The sequence below is a fragment of the Psychrobacter sp. JCM 18902 genome (assembly GCF_904846615.1).
GTDB lineage: Bacteria > Pseudomonadota > Gammaproteobacteria > Pseudomonadales > Moraxellaceae > Psychrobacter.
This window is the reverse complement of sequence record NZ_CAJHBK010000001.1, coordinates 2,405,784-2,422,409: the sequence shown is the minus strand read 5'-3', so window position 1 is coordinate 2,422,409 and position 16,626 is coordinate 2,405,784. Positions and strand designations below refer to the sequence as shown.

13 protein-coding genes and 1 rRNA gene are annotated in these 16,626 nt (G+C 44.2%); 8 read left to right on the top strand and 6 right to left on the bottom strand.

Annotation, left to right across the window (positions count from 1 at the left end; all coding sequences use genetic code 11):
• Positions 1-7: 7 nt before the first annotated feature.
• On the top strand, positions 8-1,570 hold the full coding sequence (locus JMY05_RS09975) for a peptide MFS transporter (protein WP_201614977.1): 1,563 nt from the start codon (positions 8-10) through the stop codon (positions 1,568-1,570).
• Between the two features lie 397 nt (positions 1,571-1,967).
• Entirely contained in the window at positions 1,968-3,785 is a 1,818-nt protein-coding gene (locus JMY05_RS09970) for an aminopeptidase P family protein (protein ID WP_201614975.1), read from the top strand.
• Positions 3,786-3,909: 124 nt separating this feature from the next.
• Here the strand turns inward: JMY05_RS09970 and JMY05_RS09965 are convergent, their stop codons facing one another.
• The 3 genes from JMY05_RS09965 to JMY05_RS09955 all read right to left on the bottom strand — a co-directional run bounded on the left by JMY05_RS09965 (position 3,910) and on the right by JMY05_RS09955 (position 7,672).
• Positions 3,910-4,740 carry a hypothetical protein gene (locus JMY05_RS09965; protein ID WP_045445961.1) on the bottom strand — a complete coding sequence of 277 codons (831 nt, stop codon included), beginning with the start codon at positions 4,738-4,740 and terminating at the stop codon, positions 3,910-3,912.
• 115 nt (positions 4,741-4,855) lie between these two features.
• On the bottom strand, positions 4,856-6,106 hold the full coding sequence (fabF, locus tag JMY05_RS09960; protein WP_413786588.1) for a beta-ketoacyl-ACP synthase II: 1,251 nt from the start codon (positions 6,104-6,106) through the stop codon (positions 4,856-4,858).
• Positions 6,107-6,331: 225 nt separating this feature from the next.
• Entirely contained in the window at positions 6,332-7,672 is a 1,341-nt protein-coding gene (locus tag JMY05_RS09955) for an anhydro-N-acetylmuramic acid kinase (RefSeq protein ID WP_201614971.1), read from the bottom strand.
• Positions 7,673-7,791: 119 nt separating this feature from the next.
• Here JMY05_RS09955 and tyrS point away from each other — a divergent pair, with 119 nt between their 5' ends.
• The 3 genes from tyrS to JMY05_RS09940 are packed head-to-tail and all read left to right on the top strand — an operon-like array spanning position 7,792 to position 10,040.
• Positions 7,792-9,003 (top strand): tyrosine--tRNA ligase, encoded by a 1,212-nt coding sequence (gene tyrS, locus JMY05_RS09950; RefSeq protein ID WP_201560915.1) that lies wholly within the window; start codon positions 7,792-7,794, stop codon positions 9,001-9,003.
• Between the two features lies 1 nt (position 9,004).
• Positions 9,005-9,805, top strand: coding sequence for a TIR domain-containing protein (locus JMY05_RS09945; protein WP_201614969.1), 801 nt, complete (start codon positions 9,005-9,007; stop codon positions 9,803-9,805).
• A 7-nt stretch (positions 9,806-9,812) separates the two neighbouring features.
• A complete protein-coding gene (locus JMY05_RS09940; RefSeq protein WP_045446001.1) occupies positions 9,813-10,040 on the top strand; it encodes a DUF1653 domain-containing protein in 228 nt (75 codons plus the stop codon).
• 67 nt (positions 10,041-10,107) lie between these two features.
• On the opposite strand, the gene JMY05_RS09935 is transcribed toward JMY05_RS09940, so the two are convergent.
• The gene (locus JMY05_RS09935; RefSeq protein ID WP_201614967.1) at positions 10,108-11,064 is read right to left on the bottom strand and encodes an alpha/beta fold hydrolase; all 957 of its coding nucleotides are present in this window, start codon (positions 11,062-11,064) and stop codon (positions 10,108-10,110) included.
• 217 nt (positions 11,065-11,281) lie between these two features.
• Between JMY05_RS09935 and JMY05_RS09930 the strand changes: the two genes are divergently transcribed.
• On the top strand, positions 11,282-11,938 hold the full coding sequence (locus JMY05_RS09930; protein ID WP_045445963.1) for a hypothetical protein: 657 nt from the start codon (positions 11,282-11,284) through the stop codon (positions 11,936-11,938).
• A 24-nt stretch (positions 11,939-11,962) separates the two neighbouring features.
• Here JMY05_RS09930 and JMY05_RS09925 read toward each other — a convergent pair whose 3' ends face one another.
• Together JMY05_RS09925 and upp are read right to left on the bottom strand one after the other, a co-directional pair.
• Complete coding sequence (locus JMY05_RS09925; protein WP_045445966.1) at positions 11,963-12,715, bottom strand: SDR family NAD(P)-dependent oxidoreductase; 753 nt, start codon at positions 12,713-12,715, stop codon at positions 11,963-11,965.
• 78 nt (positions 12,716-12,793) lie between these two features.
• Positions 12,794-13,441 (bottom strand): uracil phosphoribosyltransferase, encoded by a 648-nt coding sequence (upp, locus tag JMY05_RS09920; protein WP_045445969.1) that lies wholly within the window; start codon positions 13,439-13,441, stop codon positions 12,794-12,796.
• 403 nt (positions 13,442-13,844) lie between these two features.
• On the opposite strand from upp, the gene JMY05_RS09915 reads away from it, so the two are divergent.
• Positions 13,845-14,411 (top strand): DNA glycosylase, encoded by a 567-nt coding sequence (locus tag JMY05_RS09915; RefSeq protein WP_413786587.1) that lies wholly within the window; start codon positions 13,845-13,847, stop codon positions 14,409-14,411.
• Between the two features lie 630 nt (positions 14,412-15,041).
• Positions 15,042-16,580, top strand: a 16S ribosomal RNA gene (locus JMY05_RS09910).
• Positions 16,581-16,626: the final 46 nt, after the last annotated feature.

The window sequence follows — 16,626 nt, the reverse complement described above, 5'->3', positions numbered from 1 at the left end:
TAAAGTTATGAGTACAGAATCAAAGTCAGAGGTTAGTGCTGCTGAATTGGCAGCACTAGATAATGGATTTATGGGGCACCCTAAGCCGCTACGTCCATTGTTTTTCACAGAAATGTGGGAGCGATTCTCTTATTATAGTATCCGTCCACTATTAGTATTATTTATGGTAGCGACCGTCGGTAGTGGCGGTTTTGGTTTCGATGAGGTCACAGCTTCTGCTATCTATGGTATTTTTGCTGGTTCGTTATATTTAGCGGCAGTACCGGGTGGCTGGTTGGCTGATAATTGGCTCGGTCAAGAGCGTGCACTGTGGTGGGGTAGTATTATTATCGCCCTTGGTCATTTGTGTATCGCACTATCCGCTATGTTTGGGATGACGCTGTTTTTTGTGGGTTTGATGTGTATCGTTCTCGGTTCAGGCTTATTTAAAACCTGTATCTCCGTGATGGTCGGAACGTTGTACCCCAAAGGCGATGCACGCCGTGATAGTGGTTTTACTCTATTTTATATGGGTATCAATATCGGTGCGCTACTGGCTGCCCTTATCGTTGGCGTATTTAAAGAAAAAGGTATGTGGCATGTAGGCTTTGGTGTCGGTGGTCTTGGCATGTTAGCTTCACTATTGATTTATCGTTTTTCAGCTAAAAAAACCTTAAATCGTTATGCTCGTGCCAAAAACATTACGCCTGAATGGGAACAAACGACTGGACGTTTCAAAAATGTAGGTCGCTGGGTTGGCGGGTTTCTTGCGCTACTTGCTGCCATTACTGTCTTAGTGTCGACTGGTATTATGCCATTTAACCCTGAAATGGTTGCTCAGTATATGACTTACCTCATTGCGGCAGTCGTCATATTATACTTTGCTATCATGTTTATTTCACCGCGATTGGACAAAACTGACAAGCTGCGTTTGTTAATTTGTTTTATCTTAATCATCGGCTCGACGCTATTTTGGTCAAGCTTTGAGCAGCAGCCAACGTCTTTTAACCTGTTCGCTGATCGCTATACAGACCTGAATGTTTTAGGCTTTGAAGTGCCTAGTATTTGGTTCCAATCGCTTAATCCCTTATTTATTTTAATATTAGCACCGATCATCAGCATTGTTTGGGTCAAGCTTGCCAATCGAGGCCTTGAGCCAAATAGTATGGTAAAGTTTGCGCTTGGTATGTTGTTTGCCGCCGCAGGCTTTGCTTTGATGATATTTGCCTCAAAAAGCATTTTGACTAGCGATGGTGGATTGGCTTCACCTTTATGGCTAGTGGGTAGTTTATTATTGCTGACCCTTGGTGAGTTGGCGCTCAGTCCTGTTGGTCTGTCTGCAATGACTAAGCTTGCGCCAAAAGGTATGCAAGGTCAGATGATGGGGCTTTTCTTTGCTTCTCTCGCTTTAGGTAATTTGGTTGCTGCGTTCTTTGGTGGTCAAGTATCAGCAGATAAGATCGAAGGGTTGCCGGGCTTATTTACGATGATGACGATCTTTTTGGTGGTCACAGCCGTTGTCTTATTGGCATTAGCCAAACCGATCAATAATATGCTGCAAAAAAGCGAGCGTGCAGATAAGCTGAGCTAATTCAGACACACGGTTAACGTGATTTAGGATTAATAGCAATACCAGCAAAAATGTTAGATGGCGAGACGTGTTACCATGATCGGTAGCACGTTTTATGGTGACACTTAGTAAGTTATTGCCCCCACGCTATTGAAAGTCCGCTTTCCGCCCAAACATCTAATAATGCTCTGCTGTAATGCTCCTAAAAATAGCTAGCCTTATCTATCTGGTCATTGACAACATTTTAATTTTTAAGACATTGAGCTGCTTACACAGGCTTAAATGCTGAGCATTCAATGAATGATGAATAACTAACGCTTAAAACAGTTCACTCGCTCAAATAAGACGACTATACATAGTCGCCTCACAATATGATTTTTCCAAATCTTATTTTTTAAAATCAATAAGGACACCTTTTATGAATAAACAAAGCATCCACGATCGTATCGACAGCCTACGTCAGGCGTTGGTAGCACAAGATCTGACCGCGATTATCGTACCGTCTGCTGATCCGCATTTATCTGAGTATTTGCCAGAATATTGGCAAGCGCGCTTATGGTTATCAGGATTCACAGGCTCAGTCGGTACGCTCGTTGTTACCGCTGATTTTGCTGGATTATGGACGGACAGCCGCTATTGGGTACATGCCGCTGACCAATTAGAAGGTACCGGTATTAGCTTAGAGAAGCTTGCACCGGGTCAGCCAAACCATATTGATTGGCTCGCCGAGCACTTGGCTGAGGGTGATAGCGTGGCAGTCGACGGCAATGTATTGTCTATCTCTGAGCAAGATAGATTGTTGAATGCCTTTGATGCCAATGACATTACCTTAATCACTGAGCGTGACGTATTGACAGAAATATGGAGCGATCGTCCAGCGCTACCAACCGCCAGTCTATATCAACACGATGCGCAGTTTGTCGCGCAGTCTGCTACCTCAAAACTTGCCGCTGTACGCGCAGGTATGGCTGAGGCAGGCGCAACCCATCACTTGCTTTCAAGCTTAGACGATATTGCTTGGTTGACCAATTTACGCGGCGCCGATGTTGATTATAACCCTGTGTTTTTGGCACATATGCTCATTAGCGAAAATGACGCGACATTGTTTATCGATAATAATAAAGTCAGTAGCGAGATAGCACAAATCTTAAAAGACAGCGGTATCACCCTTGCTGATTATGATGCTGTGCAAGATGCGTTGGGCACATTGACTGCTGATGACTTATTGCTATTAGACCCAAGTAAAGTGGCAGTGGGTACGTTATCTAAAATGGGCGATGGCATAGGTTTTATTGAGCAAATGGCGCCAAGTACTTTATTAAAATCGGTTAAATCTGACGCTGATATCGACCATGTGCGTGAAGCCATGCGTCAAGATGGCGCGGCATTAAGTGAGTTTTTTGCCGCATTCGAGCAGCGTTTAGCAGATGGTGAGCGTTTAAGCGAGCTGGACGTTGATAGTATGCTCATCGCAGTGCGCAGTCAGCAGCCACATTATGTATCGCCCAGTTTCCCGACTATCGCAGGCTTTAATGAAAATGGTGCGCTGCCACATTATCGCGCAACACCAGAAAAATTTAGCTACTTAGATGTCAATGAAGGTGAAGGCGGATTGTTACTGATTGATTCAGGCGCTCAATATCAAAACGGCACCACAGACATCACCCGTGTGGTCGGTATTGGACAGGTAAGCAGCGAACACAAACGTGACTTTACCACCGTACTCAAAGCCCATATTGCCTTGGCCAAAGCGCATTTCCCTGATGGTATCGCTTCACCACTCATCGATGCGATATGCCGTGCACCATTATGGCAGGCACAGATGGATTATGGTCACGGTACTGGTCATGGCGTTGGTTATTTCTTGAACGTCCATGAAGGTCCACAAGTGATTGCTTATAGCGCTAGCATACCGAAAGAGCGCGCTATGAAAGAGGGCATGATCTCAAGTAATGAGCCAGGTCTATACCGTGAAGGCAAATACGGTATTCGTATTGAAAACTTGATGGTTAATAAACGCGTTGCTCAACCAGTAGAGACGGAATTTGGCGATTTTCTTAATTTTGAGACCGTCACTTATTGCCCAATTGATACTCGTTTAATTGAGTCATCATTATTGACTCAAATCGAAATTGATTGGTTGAATAATTATCATAGCCAAGTCTATGCAGAGCTAAAAGACCGCGTTGAAGGTGCGGCACTTGACTGGCTGACTGAGCGTACTAAGGCTATCTAAAGTAAACGCTCATATCGACGAAGCTAAAATGAAAAACCCCCCGTAAAGTTTACGGGGGTTTTTTAGTACTAGGAATTTGTTACTAAGGATTTATTGCTAAAAGGTGATGCGTAGGACGCAGCGTTTAGCTTTTTTTAGACTCTTTGTCAGTTACTGCTTCATCTTCGCTTAGATTTTGAGTCACTTCAGCACGTAACCAAGATTTTAAATTCTCAGACATCAGCATCATTTGCTCACTGAGATAGTCATCAATTTGCATTTCCAGCTCACGGATCATCTCTTGATGCGTGGTACTTAGTTTCGCATCTTTCAGTGCCAGTTTGATGGCGGCGCTGGCTTTGTCGTTGACCGCTTTTATACTGTGGTCGTCATTGATATGCTTGTCATTAGCGACATTAGCATGTTCACTGATGGTTTTGTTCTCAGAGCTAGATTGCGTCGCAGCCGATTTTTCAACATTTTGGTTTTTCTCAACCGTGTTATCAATACTGAGCGATTCTGAATCACTCGCATCATTGGTGTTCATAGCGGTCGTTTTATCAGCAAGATTATTCTTTTCAGCGGCTATTTGCTCAGTTTTCTGTTGTTCTTTTTGCGCGGTATCTGCTGCTTCTTTTAATCTAGCACTTTCTTTTAATCTGGCATCCTCTGCCGCTTTTATTTTTTGTTGTTCTTCTCGCTGCTGTTTTTCTGCGGTCGCTTGCTCTTCGGCCTTTTTGTCAGTAATGGCTTTAGCGATGGCTTGCTCCGCTTCATGGTTTTCGTAGAGCTCATCGATGTGGGTATCCAAATCATGAGTATTAAAGACAAAGCTTTCAAATGGGGTATCGTTTTGCAGTAAGGTGGTGATGTCTTTTAGCTCTTGGGTAATTGCTGCGCGAATAGGCTCAGGCGCACACGTCCAGCGCTGGTAAAACTGATGGGAAAATGAGTAGCTTGACATGGTATCGTCCATAAATGTTCCAAAAATTACCCCTTATCATACGCAAATACGATAAGGGGCTGCAAGTGGACAAACGTAGCAAATCTGACACCAAGGTTACAACGACCGATATGGTGAGTTTTATACCTTAATGATTCACGGGCCAGCGCGCAAATACTAACGATCCATTGGTACCACCAAAGCCAAAGCTATTGGATACGGCGTACTGTAGGTTTTCAACTTTACGCGATTGGTTGGCGACATAGTCGAGGTTACAGTTGTCTTCCACATTGTCCAAATTAATGGTGGGTGGCACATGCTGATGCTGTAGGGCAAGGACGGTGAATATGGCTTCAACAGCACCCGCGGCACCAAGCAAATGACCCGTCATCGATTTGGTTGAGCTGACCAAAATGCGGTCTTTGACTGGGGCAAAAACGGTTTCAATAGCAATCGATTCAGCGACATCACCTGCAGGGGTGCTGGTGCCATGAGCGTTGACATAACCAACACTCGATGGCTCAATACCTGCATCATTTAGGGCATTACGCATCGCTCGCGCCGCACCGCTGCCATCTTCAGGCGGTGCTGTGATGTGACTGGCATCATCACTCATCCCAAAACCGACCAGTTCAGCGAGTATGGTTGCACCGCGTGCTTTGGCATGAGCGAGGCTTTCTAGTACCACCATACCAGCGCCATCACCGAGCACAAAGCCATCACGGTCTTTGTCAAAGGGACGCGACGCCTTGGTCGGTTCGTCATTGCGAGTTGAGAGGGCATGCATGGCACCAAAACCTGATATACCAAGCGGGCTGGAGCCTTTTTCACTACCACCTGCTAGCATGACATCGGCGTCACCATAAGCAATCAAACGTGCAGCGAGACCCATCGCATGGGTAGCGGTGGTACAAGCCGTCGATGTCGCAAGGTTGGGACCTTTTAGGGTATGTTTAATCGCCACTAAGCCTGCTGCCATATTCACAATAGAGCCAGGAATGATAAAGGGCGAAACTTTCATAGCGCCTTTTTCTCGTAGCGTATCGCGACTGTTTTCAATGGTTTGGATACCACCAATACCTGAGCCTAAAATAATGCCGAATCGCTCTTGATCGACATTTTGTACAGGTGCATCAGCAGCACTCACTTCATCGATAAAACCAGCATTCTGTAATGCCATACTAGAGGCGGCAATACCATAATGAATAAATTCATCATAGCGTCGCGCGTCTTTGGCATTCATATATTGCTTGGCATCGAAATCCTTGACCACGCCAGCAATTTGAGCGCGATAGCCAGTAGCATCAAAATGTGTAATTGGCGCGATGCCGCTATCACCATTGAGCAGCCTAGTCCATGAGCTATCGACGTCGAGCCCCAAAGGTGTCAACGCACCCATACCCGTAATTACGACGCGCAAGTCATCGCTACGCTCATAGTGCGGTGGTTTCTGACGCGGTTGATGCTCTGCTGTTGCGCTAGCATCATTGGTAGCTTGATCAGTAAGTGAACTGCTGTGTTGGCTCATGCGATATATCCTATACTTACGAGTCCTAAGAGGAGGGTATTTCAGAATTCATTATAAAACACATAAGTGCACGTGTGTAAACTAAAATTTGACCAGTCAGGCGAAACAAACCTGACCCAAAACCACGCCTTTACTCGCGCCGGTGACAGCTGGTAAGTTACCCATTTCACCTATTAGTGTTTGCCGTGCCAGCCATGCAAAGGCGACGGCTTCGACCCACGCTGGATTCAGGCCTAAGTTGGCAGTGGTCTCTACCGTGCAATGGGGTAAATGCGCTTGCAAGCGTGTCATTAAATAATCGTTTAATGCACCGCCACCACAGACGTAAACCGAGCTATTTTCATGAGTATTAATAAACATATTAATTTGCATGCTGGCACTCATCGCTGTCAGTTCAGTAAGCGTCGCCTGCACATCCGCTGACGAATAGCGAATATGGGCAGATGCCTGATCGAACTTTTGCAGCTCATCCTGTAGCCATGCTAAGTTAAAATCTTCACGCCCAGTGCTTTTTGGATACGTTCGCGCAAAAAACGGATGTTCTATTAGCTGATTAAGTAGCGGCTCAATCACTTGTCCAGACTGCGCCCATGCGCCGCCAGCATCATAATCTTTATCAGTATGTAATGCCGTCCAAGCATCTAATAATAAATTGGCAGGACCCGTGTCATAACCAATCGCAGGACTATCGTTTGCTGGCAAGACTGTGATATTGGCAATACCGCCTAAATTTAGTAACACGCGCGTGCTATCAGGCGTGGCAAATAACGCTTGATGAAAAGCTGGAACCAAAGGCGCTCCTTGTCCACCAACCGCCATATCGCGGCGGCGAAAATCGCTGACGACGCTAATGCCAGTACGCTCAGCAATGATATTGGCATCGACCAATTGCAAGCTAAAGCCCAGTTGCGGACGATGGCGTACCGTTTGACCGTGACAGCCAATCGCCAACACCGACTCTACATCAGTATTCGATTGCTGCAATAAATTATTGACCACCTCGCTGGCAAATTCAGCGTATTCTTTACTTGCCCAACCGAACCAGTCTAATTCGCTGTTTGGCTCACCCTCTGCGGGTATTAATTCTTGCACACCATTAGGCTGGCATAAAGCCAATAACACTTTACGCAAACGCGGCGGAAACTCTTGGCTATGAGTTGCTAACAGTCGCATCGGTTGCTGGGTATCTGTTTCAGCACTACTATCACTACTAAACTGACAAAGAACCGCATCCATCCCATCTAAGCTGGTGCCAGACATCATGCCGATATATAAGCCATCATCGAAGTTTTCAAACACCGTTTGCTCGAGTGCGTCGGTCAAAGTGGCATAGTTTAAATCGTCAATATTATCTAGACGGCTATCTAAGCTCCTATCTAAACTTAAATCTGTGTCAGGAGTATTCTGAATATCGTCAATCGATACGGGCTTGGTCATGGCAATTTACCTTAAAAAACGCTAGTATATCTCTCAAATTCTAACATCTTTTACTGGCTACGAGATTCTAAATAGCCCAAACGCGTTACCCTTTTAATAAAGACAATAAAGAGAGCATCATGACCACGCAAACCTACACCCTAGAAGAACAGCTTGCCCTAATCCAACGCGGTACCCAAGAAATTCTATCTGAAGAAGATTTGGTTAAAAAACTGAAATTAAACCGTCCACTACGGATTAAGGCAGGCTTTGATCCCACTGCGCCTGACCTACATTTGGGTCATACCGTGCTGATTAATAAACTTAAGCATTTTCAAGATTTGGGTCATGAAATTTATTTTCTAATTGGTGATTATACTGCCAAGATTGGTGATCCGTCTGGTAAGAACAGTACGCGTCCGCCATTGACTGACGAGCAAATTAAAGTCAACGCGCAAACCTATGCTGAGCAAGTTTTTAAGATTTTGGATAAAGAAAAAACCAAAATCGTCTTTAACTCTGAATGGTTCAAGGATATGTCGGCGGGTGATATGATTCAGCTTTCTAGCCAGCTGACTGTCTCGCGTATGCTTGAGCGCGATGATTTCTCTAAACGCTATGCCGCGCAAACGCCGATTGCGATTCATGAGTTTTTATACCCATTAGTGCAAGGCTATGATTCTATCGCGCTAAAAGCGGACGTCGAGCTTGGTGGTACTGACCAAACCTTTAACATCCTAATGGGGCGCACCCTGCAAGGTCGTTATGGTCAAGAGCCACAAGTTTGCATCACGGTACCGATTTTGGAAGGCTTAGACGGCGTCAATAAAATGTCTAAATCCCTGAATAACTACGTCGGCATTTATGATGCACCGGGCACCATGTACCAAAAACTACTGTCGATGCCAGATACCTTAATCCGTCGCTACTTTGAGTTTTTAAGCTTTAAGCCGATGGAAGAAGTCGAAGCGTTAATGGCAGAGATGGAAAATGGTCGCAATCCACAAGAAATCAAACGTATTCTTGCTGAAGAATTAATCGAGCGTTTCCATGATGCCGATGCGGCTGCTAATGCGCACAAATCAGCGGGTAACGTATTAGCTGATGGTGAACTGCCTGTTGATTTACCAGAAGTAACACTAGATTTAGAAGGTGCTGAGGCGCTATTTATTACTCAAGTACTCAACCAAGCTGGATTGGCTAAAAATAGCTCATCTGCGAAAGACATGATCAAGCGTGGCGCGGTAAAAGTAGATGGCGAAGTCGTCGATGCGAGCTTTAGCTTAACGGCTGGTCAGACAGTGGTTATACAAGCAGGCAAAAAGGCGTATGCGAAAGTGATGGTGGGTTGAGATGCAAAAGGTAGAAGCTTTTGAAGCAGTTGTTCAAGAATTTAAACAGATGACATATGAGGATAGCCAAAACAGAAGTAAGTTATTTAAAAGGTTCGAAGTTTTGTTATTGAATTATCTAGATAATGGTAAATACTATGTTGAAAGGATGAATAGGGTTAGTTTCAGTCCTTATGATGCTTTGAATGAATTCGGTTCTGAGTGGTACGAAGAGATGGAGTTTAATGAGTCAGAATGGAAAAAACAGTGGACAATTGGTTATACAGAAGCTTTGAATGTAATGAAAGATACAATAGAAGAAGTTAAATTGCTTGATTCTATAGATAATGGGGCTATGAAAGAAAAGCCTGAAAAAGACTGCTCAACAGTCTTTATTGTTCACGGGCATGATGATGCCTCTAAGTATGAAGTAGCAAGATTTGTTGAAACAATAGGTTTTAGATCAACTATTTTGCATGAGCAAGCTAGTTCCGGCTCTACTATCATTGAGAAAATTGAACAGCATACGGATGTTGGTTTTGCTATTGTGCTTTATACTCAATGTGATGTCGGTGCGGCTAAAAGTGATCAAGATAACCTTCAACCTAGAGCTAGACAAAACGTCGTTTTTGAACATGGTTTTTTGATAGGCAAAATCGGTAGGAAGAATGTTGTTGCACTTGTTAAAGGCAATGTTGAAAAACCAAATGATATATCAGGTGTAGTTTATATTTCTTTAGATGAATCACAGGGTTGGAAGTTGAGCCTTGTTAGAGAAATGAGAGCATCAGGTTACGATATTGATATGAATAAGGTTTCTTAAAATGGCTATGACTCAAACCATCCCCCAAGGCATTTACCGCCATTATAAAGGCAGCCTGTATCAAGTTTTGCATACCGCGCAGCATTCAGAAACGGAAGAGTCGCTAGTCGTTTATCGTTGTCTATACGGTGAGTATGGCGTATGGGTACGACCGTTATCTATGTTTTCTGAAACGGTTGAAGTTGAGGGTAAGCAAGTGCCGCGATTTGAGCTGACCAAAGCATTAGCGGATTAATGCTTAAAATTTATTGCTCAAATAAAAAGCGACCTCAACGGGTCGCTTTTTTTATATAAATGAACAACTAGTCCTGCAAAAACCCTTTTAATACTTTATAAAACCCAATTGGCTCATCCATTGGTATCGCATGACCTGAGCGCGGTAACACGACCTCAGTTGCATTAGGTAGCATTTGGGTGACTTTTTGCTGCCACTTAGCATCGTAAAGTTTGGAGCGACCACCGATGAGGTTAACCACTGGAATAGTGACACGCTCTATCGCACCGCGAAAGTCATAGGGTAGTATCAAATAGGCTTGTAAGCAGCGCATTTTATGATGCCAAATACTATGATCATAAAGCGCAAGTTTGGGGTCATTTTTATAAGTCATCACTTGTATAAACGCTTTCGAGCGCGTTCGATTAACGGACAAGAGAGAGAACAGTCGTTCGACATCCGTTGCACGGCGTTTTAGAGCAAACGGTAGGTGGGTAAAGCTTTTTATTTCAGCATAAGGTAAAGTTTTCTCAATTACTTCGTGAAAGATATCGAATACTTCTTGCTGCCGCGCACCAAACAAGCCACCTTGCCAATCAGGCTGATTATGGATAGCAGGACTTTGGTCAATATTCAAATAACGGCTGACTTTCGCGCCGCCATAACGCTCAAAATACGCCCACATCACTTGTGCGCCCATCGAAATAGCGGTAACAGGCAAGGACTCTATATTGCGCGCTAAGCAAATTTGCTCTATGACGACACTGATATCATCGGCATACTGGCGCACAAAATCAAACTGGGTGAGGTCGATATCTTTTGCCGCCCCAAATCCTCGCAAATGCGGCAGGTAAAAGGCATACTTGCCAACCAAAGGTAAAATAAATGGCAAAAACTCACGCGCGTCCATACCATAAGCATGCAGTAATATTACAGGTTTGCCACTACCTATGACTGACACTGGTAGCAACGTACCGTCAGTTAAAGTGATATCAATCGTTTTCAACTGGTAGTTAGTAGGCAAGTTGATTAAGTTTTTCTTCATAAGGCAATGTACCTTGTTTTCATTAAGCGGTTTTACCAAGTCGATTGAGCCAAAATGTATCTAGCAAAAGTCTTTATCTCATTTCTAAAAGACTGCTATATTAAAGCAGGTAATTAACCATAGCATAAAAGCTGTTTAGGGTTAAAAGTAGTGACTTGTCATAGACTTTGACCAATCGAATCAAACGTCAGCAAGTAAAATATAAGGATATTAAGGTATGAACAAGCTGACGTTACCATTGCTTGATAGCAGCCTATATCCAAAATTTTGGCAGCAGCAAACATTTACCAATCCACAGGCGTTATTACTAGCGATTCTTATGGCAGAGGAGGTACCAGATGCCGCAGCATTTACACAGCAATTACTAGCCAATGAGGTTTATCAAGACTGGATTAATAGCAGCGTGTTTGGACGTTATTTGCAGCGTAATTTTACGGCGTTCTCTCAGCAAACAGAAGACAGTTTCAATAGTGATATGCCTTTGCTGTTTCGTCAAGAATTGATGCGTCACGCGCAGTATTTACCGCTAGGTCAGGTATTGTTTTTTGCAGGGGATTTACCAAAAAGCGTGCGTCAAACAAAGGTTTTAAGCACAATGGTCAATCCTGCCACAGTGACCATTAATGCTCAAAAATTAAGTGCAAAAGCTATAATGAATAATCCGACCATGATTATCAATCAGATAGTGATTAGGGGTAAGCAAGTATTAGGATTTCCGATACGCCATAATAAACGTACCAGCGAGCGCTTGCGCAATGAGGTATTGATTTTAGATTTTCAGGATTTGAGGTTGGTCAATGAGATGAATATCATAGCCAAAAAAAGAAGCAATATAGATGAGACTATATTGCTTCGGTCTTATGAGTTACGTTAATAAGCCAAACGATCAGATAAAGGTTTAAGAACCTTGCTTAGCAATCGTCAGCCCGTTATAAGTTTGCGCAACTGGCATCACTTCTAAACGATTGACGTTAATATGAGCAGGCGATTCAATCAGCCATAATAAAATATCGCCAATATCATCGCCGGTCATGGTTTTAAAGCCGTCGTAAACCTTGGCGGCTTTATCGTCATCGCCATGAAAGCGCACGTTTGAAAACTCAGTACCCGCGACATTACCCGGTTCAAGGTTGGTCACTCGCACTTGCGTACCGATGAGATCCGCGCGCAGATTGAGGCTAAACTGTTTGACAAAGGCTTTGGTCGCACCATAAACGTTGCCACCAAAATAAGGCCAGCTGCCAGCGATTGAACCAACGTTGATAATATAACCGCTATCGCGCGCTACCATTGCTGGCAAGACTGCATGGGTCAGCGCCATCAACCCTTTAATATTGGTATCAGTCATACGCATCCAATCATCAAGACTGGCATTTTGCGCAGGTTCTGTACCGAGTGCCAATCCAGCATTATTTACCAAGACATCGATTTGGTTAAAACCGTCAGGCAAATCAGCGATAATTTGCGGAATAGTAGCCGTGCCACTCACATCCATGACCACAGGTAAAAATGCTTCGCCTAAAGTGTCTGCTAAAGCATTCAGCTTATCGAGGCGTCTGGCACAGCCAATCACGCGATGACCATTGGCAACCAAACGCTCGGCCAGCGCTTTACCAAAACCTGCGCTTGCTCCTGTAATCAATACGTTCATCTTATATCCTTATCATTGATGTTCTGTACATGTGTCATGGTTTATAACGACAGCTTGTCTTGATTTATTGGCGTTGTCTTACTTGTTAAATAATTGCTTACCAAAGATTTTATCGCCCGCATCGCCTAAACCTGGGATGATATAGCCATGTTCATCTAAATGGCTATCTAATGCGGCGGTATAAATGGTCACATCAGGATGCGCTTCATTGACCACACGTACGCCTTCAGGTGCCGCAACCAATACCAAGGCTTTAATGTTGGTACAGCCATTTTTCTTTAGCATCTCGATGGTCGCAACCATTGAGCCGCCAGTGGCTAACATTGGGTCAATGATAAGGGCTGGGCGTTTGTCCATATGGCTGACAAACTTTTCAAAGAATGGCACAGGTTGTAAGGTTTCTTCATCACGCTGTAAACCGACGACAGAGATTTTTGCCGTAGGAATCAAATCGAGCACGCCGTCAAGCATACCAATACCCGCACGTAAAATCGGTACAATCGTCGCGGTCTTACCGATGATTTGTTCACCTGTGATTTCACCACACCAACCTTGCATTGGGAAGGTTTCGATTTCAAAATCACGGCTTGCTTCATATGCCATCAAGCGTGCAAGCTCTTTGGTCAACGTGCGAAACTTATAAGTGCTACAGTCTTTTTCGCGCATAAGGCTGAGTTTATGACGGACTAGCGGGTGATCAATGACGGTGATTTTTAAGTCGCTCATAAGGTTTCTCTTGGTTTTTGGTCTGATGCTTGCGCAGTTACTGCGGTTGCCATTAGTATAAAAGATACAAACACTTACTGCACTTCAACCTTATATCTATCTCACAAATAGTAAGCTTACTGCTTTGATAATAAAGTAAGCCAAGTATATTTATGGCAGGGTTGGTTTTATTTAAGCCGACTATGTTTGACTATAATAGCGCCCTAATAAATGAAGCAGTGTTTAGGCTTGCTATAATAGCAAAAAAACCGCTTTTCTGATGAAGAATCTTATGACTACACAACCATATCACACCCATAATAATACGCATCAAACCGATAATCGCTTGATATTATCTGAAGCCCAAGCAGCAGAGGTAGAAACGCATCCGTTCGCTCCCGTTTTACCACCTAATGCTACGGTAATGATGATGGGTACTTTTCCACCGACCGCTGATAAATGGGCAATGCCATTTCACTATCCAAACTTTTACAATGACATGTGGCGTATCTATGGTAGTGTTTTTTTTGATGACGTGGATTATTTTAGAGTAGGGGATGAGAAGCGCTTTGATCCTGAGCGTATTCGCGCCTTTATGTTCGAGCGCGGAATTGCTTCTTGTCCGACCGTCAAGCAAGCGATTCGCGAGACTGGTAATGCCTCAGATAAGAACTTAACCGTTGTCACACCCGTTGACCTAGATAGTATATTGCCACAAGTGCCAAAGGTTGAAACCTTATTTACCACGGGCGGTAAAGCAACAGAAGTGCTGCTTGGTTTATTAGCCGAGCCACCTGCTAAATCCAAGTATCCTAAGACCAATCAAAATATGGATTATCCATATCAATGGCAAAACGATAACAATCGAAAAGTCGATGTAAATAATCTTACCTTATATAGGTTGCCTTCTACCTCACGTGCCTATCCTTTGGCCTTAGATAAAAAAGTCGCTGCTTACAAAGACTTCTTCAAAAAGATAGGCAAGCTGTAAAGGTGGCATTTATAGAAAGGGGTAAGCAATTTTAAGGGGAAAAAGCTATCCTTGCTCAAAACCCCATATACTACTACCCGATTGAAGCAAAAGTAGCGTCGCCATTCCGTCAATTTAGTCTAATCACCAAGTTTATTTGAATTAAGCTAAAATAGCCCTTGACTAAAGATTCAAACCCTCTATAATACGCCCACATCAAGACGAGCTGGAAGCTTTATATGTCAATAACATATAAATAACCCAATTCACTTGAAGAAACAAAACATAAAAAAGCTTGACAATTTAAATCATTATGATAAGATAGTCGGCTCGCTAGATAGCTTGACCCGCAAGGGTTTGAGACTAAACAGCAAGAGAATTACCCTATATATCAGTTACTGGACGACAGTGATTGAGCACTATTTAAAAGCATAACTAAAGAACAACTTGTGTGGATTTTTGCTGATTCAGAATGCTAAAAAATAAAGTTGGTTTTAACTTCTTTTCGGAGTTCATTCTAACTATAAAAATTATCATTTAAGACAGCAGAAAAACTCAAAGTTAATTCATTACGAACATAATTTTTAGCGATTTTGCCAGATTAGATGAGCCAAGTTTAGAAGTCTCTTTAAAGGACTTCATAGCAAGATTAAACTGAAGAGTTTGATCATGGCTCAGATTGAACGCTGGCGGCAGGCTTAACACATGCAAGTCGAGCGGTAACAGGAGAAGCTTGCTTCTCGCTGACGAGCGGCGGACGGGTGAGTAATACTTAGGAATCTACCTAGTAGTGGGGGATAGCACGGGGAAACTCGTATTAATACCGCATACGACCTACGGGAGAAAGGGGGCAGTTTACTGCTCTCGCTATTAGATGAGCCTAAGTCGGATTAGCTAGATGGTGGGGTAAAGGCCTACCATGGCGACGATCTGTAGCTGGTCTGAGAGGATGATCAGCCACACCGGGACTGAGACACGGCCCGGACTCCTACGGGAGGCAGCAGTGGGGAATATTGGACAATGGGGGAAACCCTGATCCAGCCATGCCGCGTGTGTGAAGAAGGCCTTTTGGTTGTAAAGCACTTTAAGCAGTGAAGAAGACTCCATGGTTAATACCCATGGACGATGACATTAGCTGCAGAATAAGCACCGGCTAACTCTGTGCCAGCAGCCGCGGTAATACAGAGGGTGCAAGCGTTAATCGGAATTACTGGGCGTAAAGGGAGCGTAGGTGGCTCTATAAGTCAGATGTGAAATCCCCGGGCTTAACCTGGGAACTGCATCTGAAACTGTAGAGCTAGAGTATGTGAGAGGAAGGTAGAATTCCAGGTGTAGCGGTGAAATGCGTAGAGATCTGGAGGAATACCGATGGCGAAGGCAGCCTTCTGGCATAATACTGACACTGAGGCTCGAAAGCGTGGGTAGCAAACAGGATTAGATACCCTGGTAGTCCACGCCGTAAACGATGTCTACTAGTCGTTGGGTCCCTTGAGGACTTAGTGACGCAGCTAACGCAATAAGTAGACCGCCTGGGGAGTACGGCCGCAAGGTTAAAACTCAAATGAATTGACGGGGGCCCGCACAAGCGGTGGAGCATGTGGTTTAATTCGATGCAACGCGAAGAACCTTACCTGGTCTTGACATATCTAGAATCCTGCAGAGATGCGGGAGTGCCTTCGGGAATTAGAATACAGGTGCTGCATGGCTGTCGTCAGCTCGTGTCGTGAGATGTTGGGTTAAGTCCCGCAACGAGCGCAACCCTTGTCCTTAGTTACCAGCGGGTTAAGCCGGGAACTCTAAGGATACTGCCAGTGACAAACTGGAGGAAGGCGGGGACGACGTCAAGTCATCATGGCCCTTACGACCAGGGCTACACACGTGCTACAATGGTAGGTACAGAGGGCAGCTACACAGCGATGTGATGCGAATCTCAAAAAGCCTATCGTAGTCCAGATTGGAGTCTGCAACTCGACTCCATGAAGTAGGAATCGCTAGTAATCGCGGATCAGAATGCCGCGGTGAATACGTTCCCGGGCCTTGTACACACCGCCCGTCACACCATGGGAGTTGATTGCACCAGAAGTGGATAGCTTAACCTTCGGGGGAGCGTTCACCACGGTGTGGTTGATGACTGGGGTGAAGTCGTAACAAGGTAGCCGTAGGGGAACCTGCGGCTGGATCACCTCCTTATAGATGGCATTCGGTCAGCAAGAATTCACAACAAGTTGTTCTTTAG

Bases quoted from the DNA above. Each gene is read 5' to 3' on its own strand.
- JMY05_RS09975 (WP_201614977.1), top strand. From the start codon at position 8: ATGAGTACAGAATCAAAGTCAGAGGTTAGTGCTGCTGAATTGGCAGCA.
- JMY05_RS09970 (WP_201614975.1), top strand. From the start codon at position 1,968: ATGAATAAACAAAGCATCCACGATCGTATCGACAGCCTACGTCAGGCG.
- JMY05_RS09965 (WP_045445961.1), bottom strand. From the start codon at position 4,740: ATGGACGATACCATGTCAAGCTACTCATTTTCCCATCAGTTTTACCAG.
- fabF (WP_413786588.1), bottom strand. From the start codon at position 6,106: ATGGGTGCGTTGACACCTTTGGGGCTCGACGTCGATAGCTCATGGACT.
- JMY05_RS09955 (WP_201614971.1), bottom strand. From the start codon at position 7,672: ATGACCAAGCCCGTATCGATTGACGATATTCAGAATACTCCTGACACA.
- tyrS (WP_201560915.1), top strand. From the start codon at position 7,792: ATGACCACGCAAACCTACACCCTAGAAGAACAGCTTGCCCTAATCCAA.
- JMY05_RS09945 (WP_201614969.1), top strand. From the start codon at position 9,005: ATGCAAAAGGTAGAAGCTTTTGAAGCAGTTGTTCAAGAATTTAAACAG.
- JMY05_RS09940 (WP_045446001.1), top strand. From the start codon at position 9,813: ATGACTCAAACCATCCCCCAAGGCATTTACCGCCATTATAAAGGCAGC.
- JMY05_RS09935 (WP_201614967.1), bottom strand. From the start codon at position 11,064: ATGAAGAAAAACTTAATCAACTTGCCTACTAACTACCAGTTGAAAACG.
- JMY05_RS09930 (WP_045445963.1), top strand. From the start codon at position 11,282: ATGAACAAGCTGACGTTACCATTGCTTGATAGCAGCCTATATCCAAAA.
- JMY05_RS09925 (WP_045445966.1), bottom strand. From the start codon at position 12,715: ATGAACGTATTGATTACAGGAGCAAGCGCAGGTTTTGGTAAAGCGCTG.
- upp (WP_045445969.1), bottom strand. From the start codon at position 13,441: ATGAGCGACTTAAAAATCACCGTCATTGATCACCCGCTAGTCCGTCAT.
- JMY05_RS09915 (WP_413786587.1), top strand. From the start codon at position 13,845: ATGATGATGGGTACTTTTCCACCGACCGCTGATAAATGGGCAATGCCA.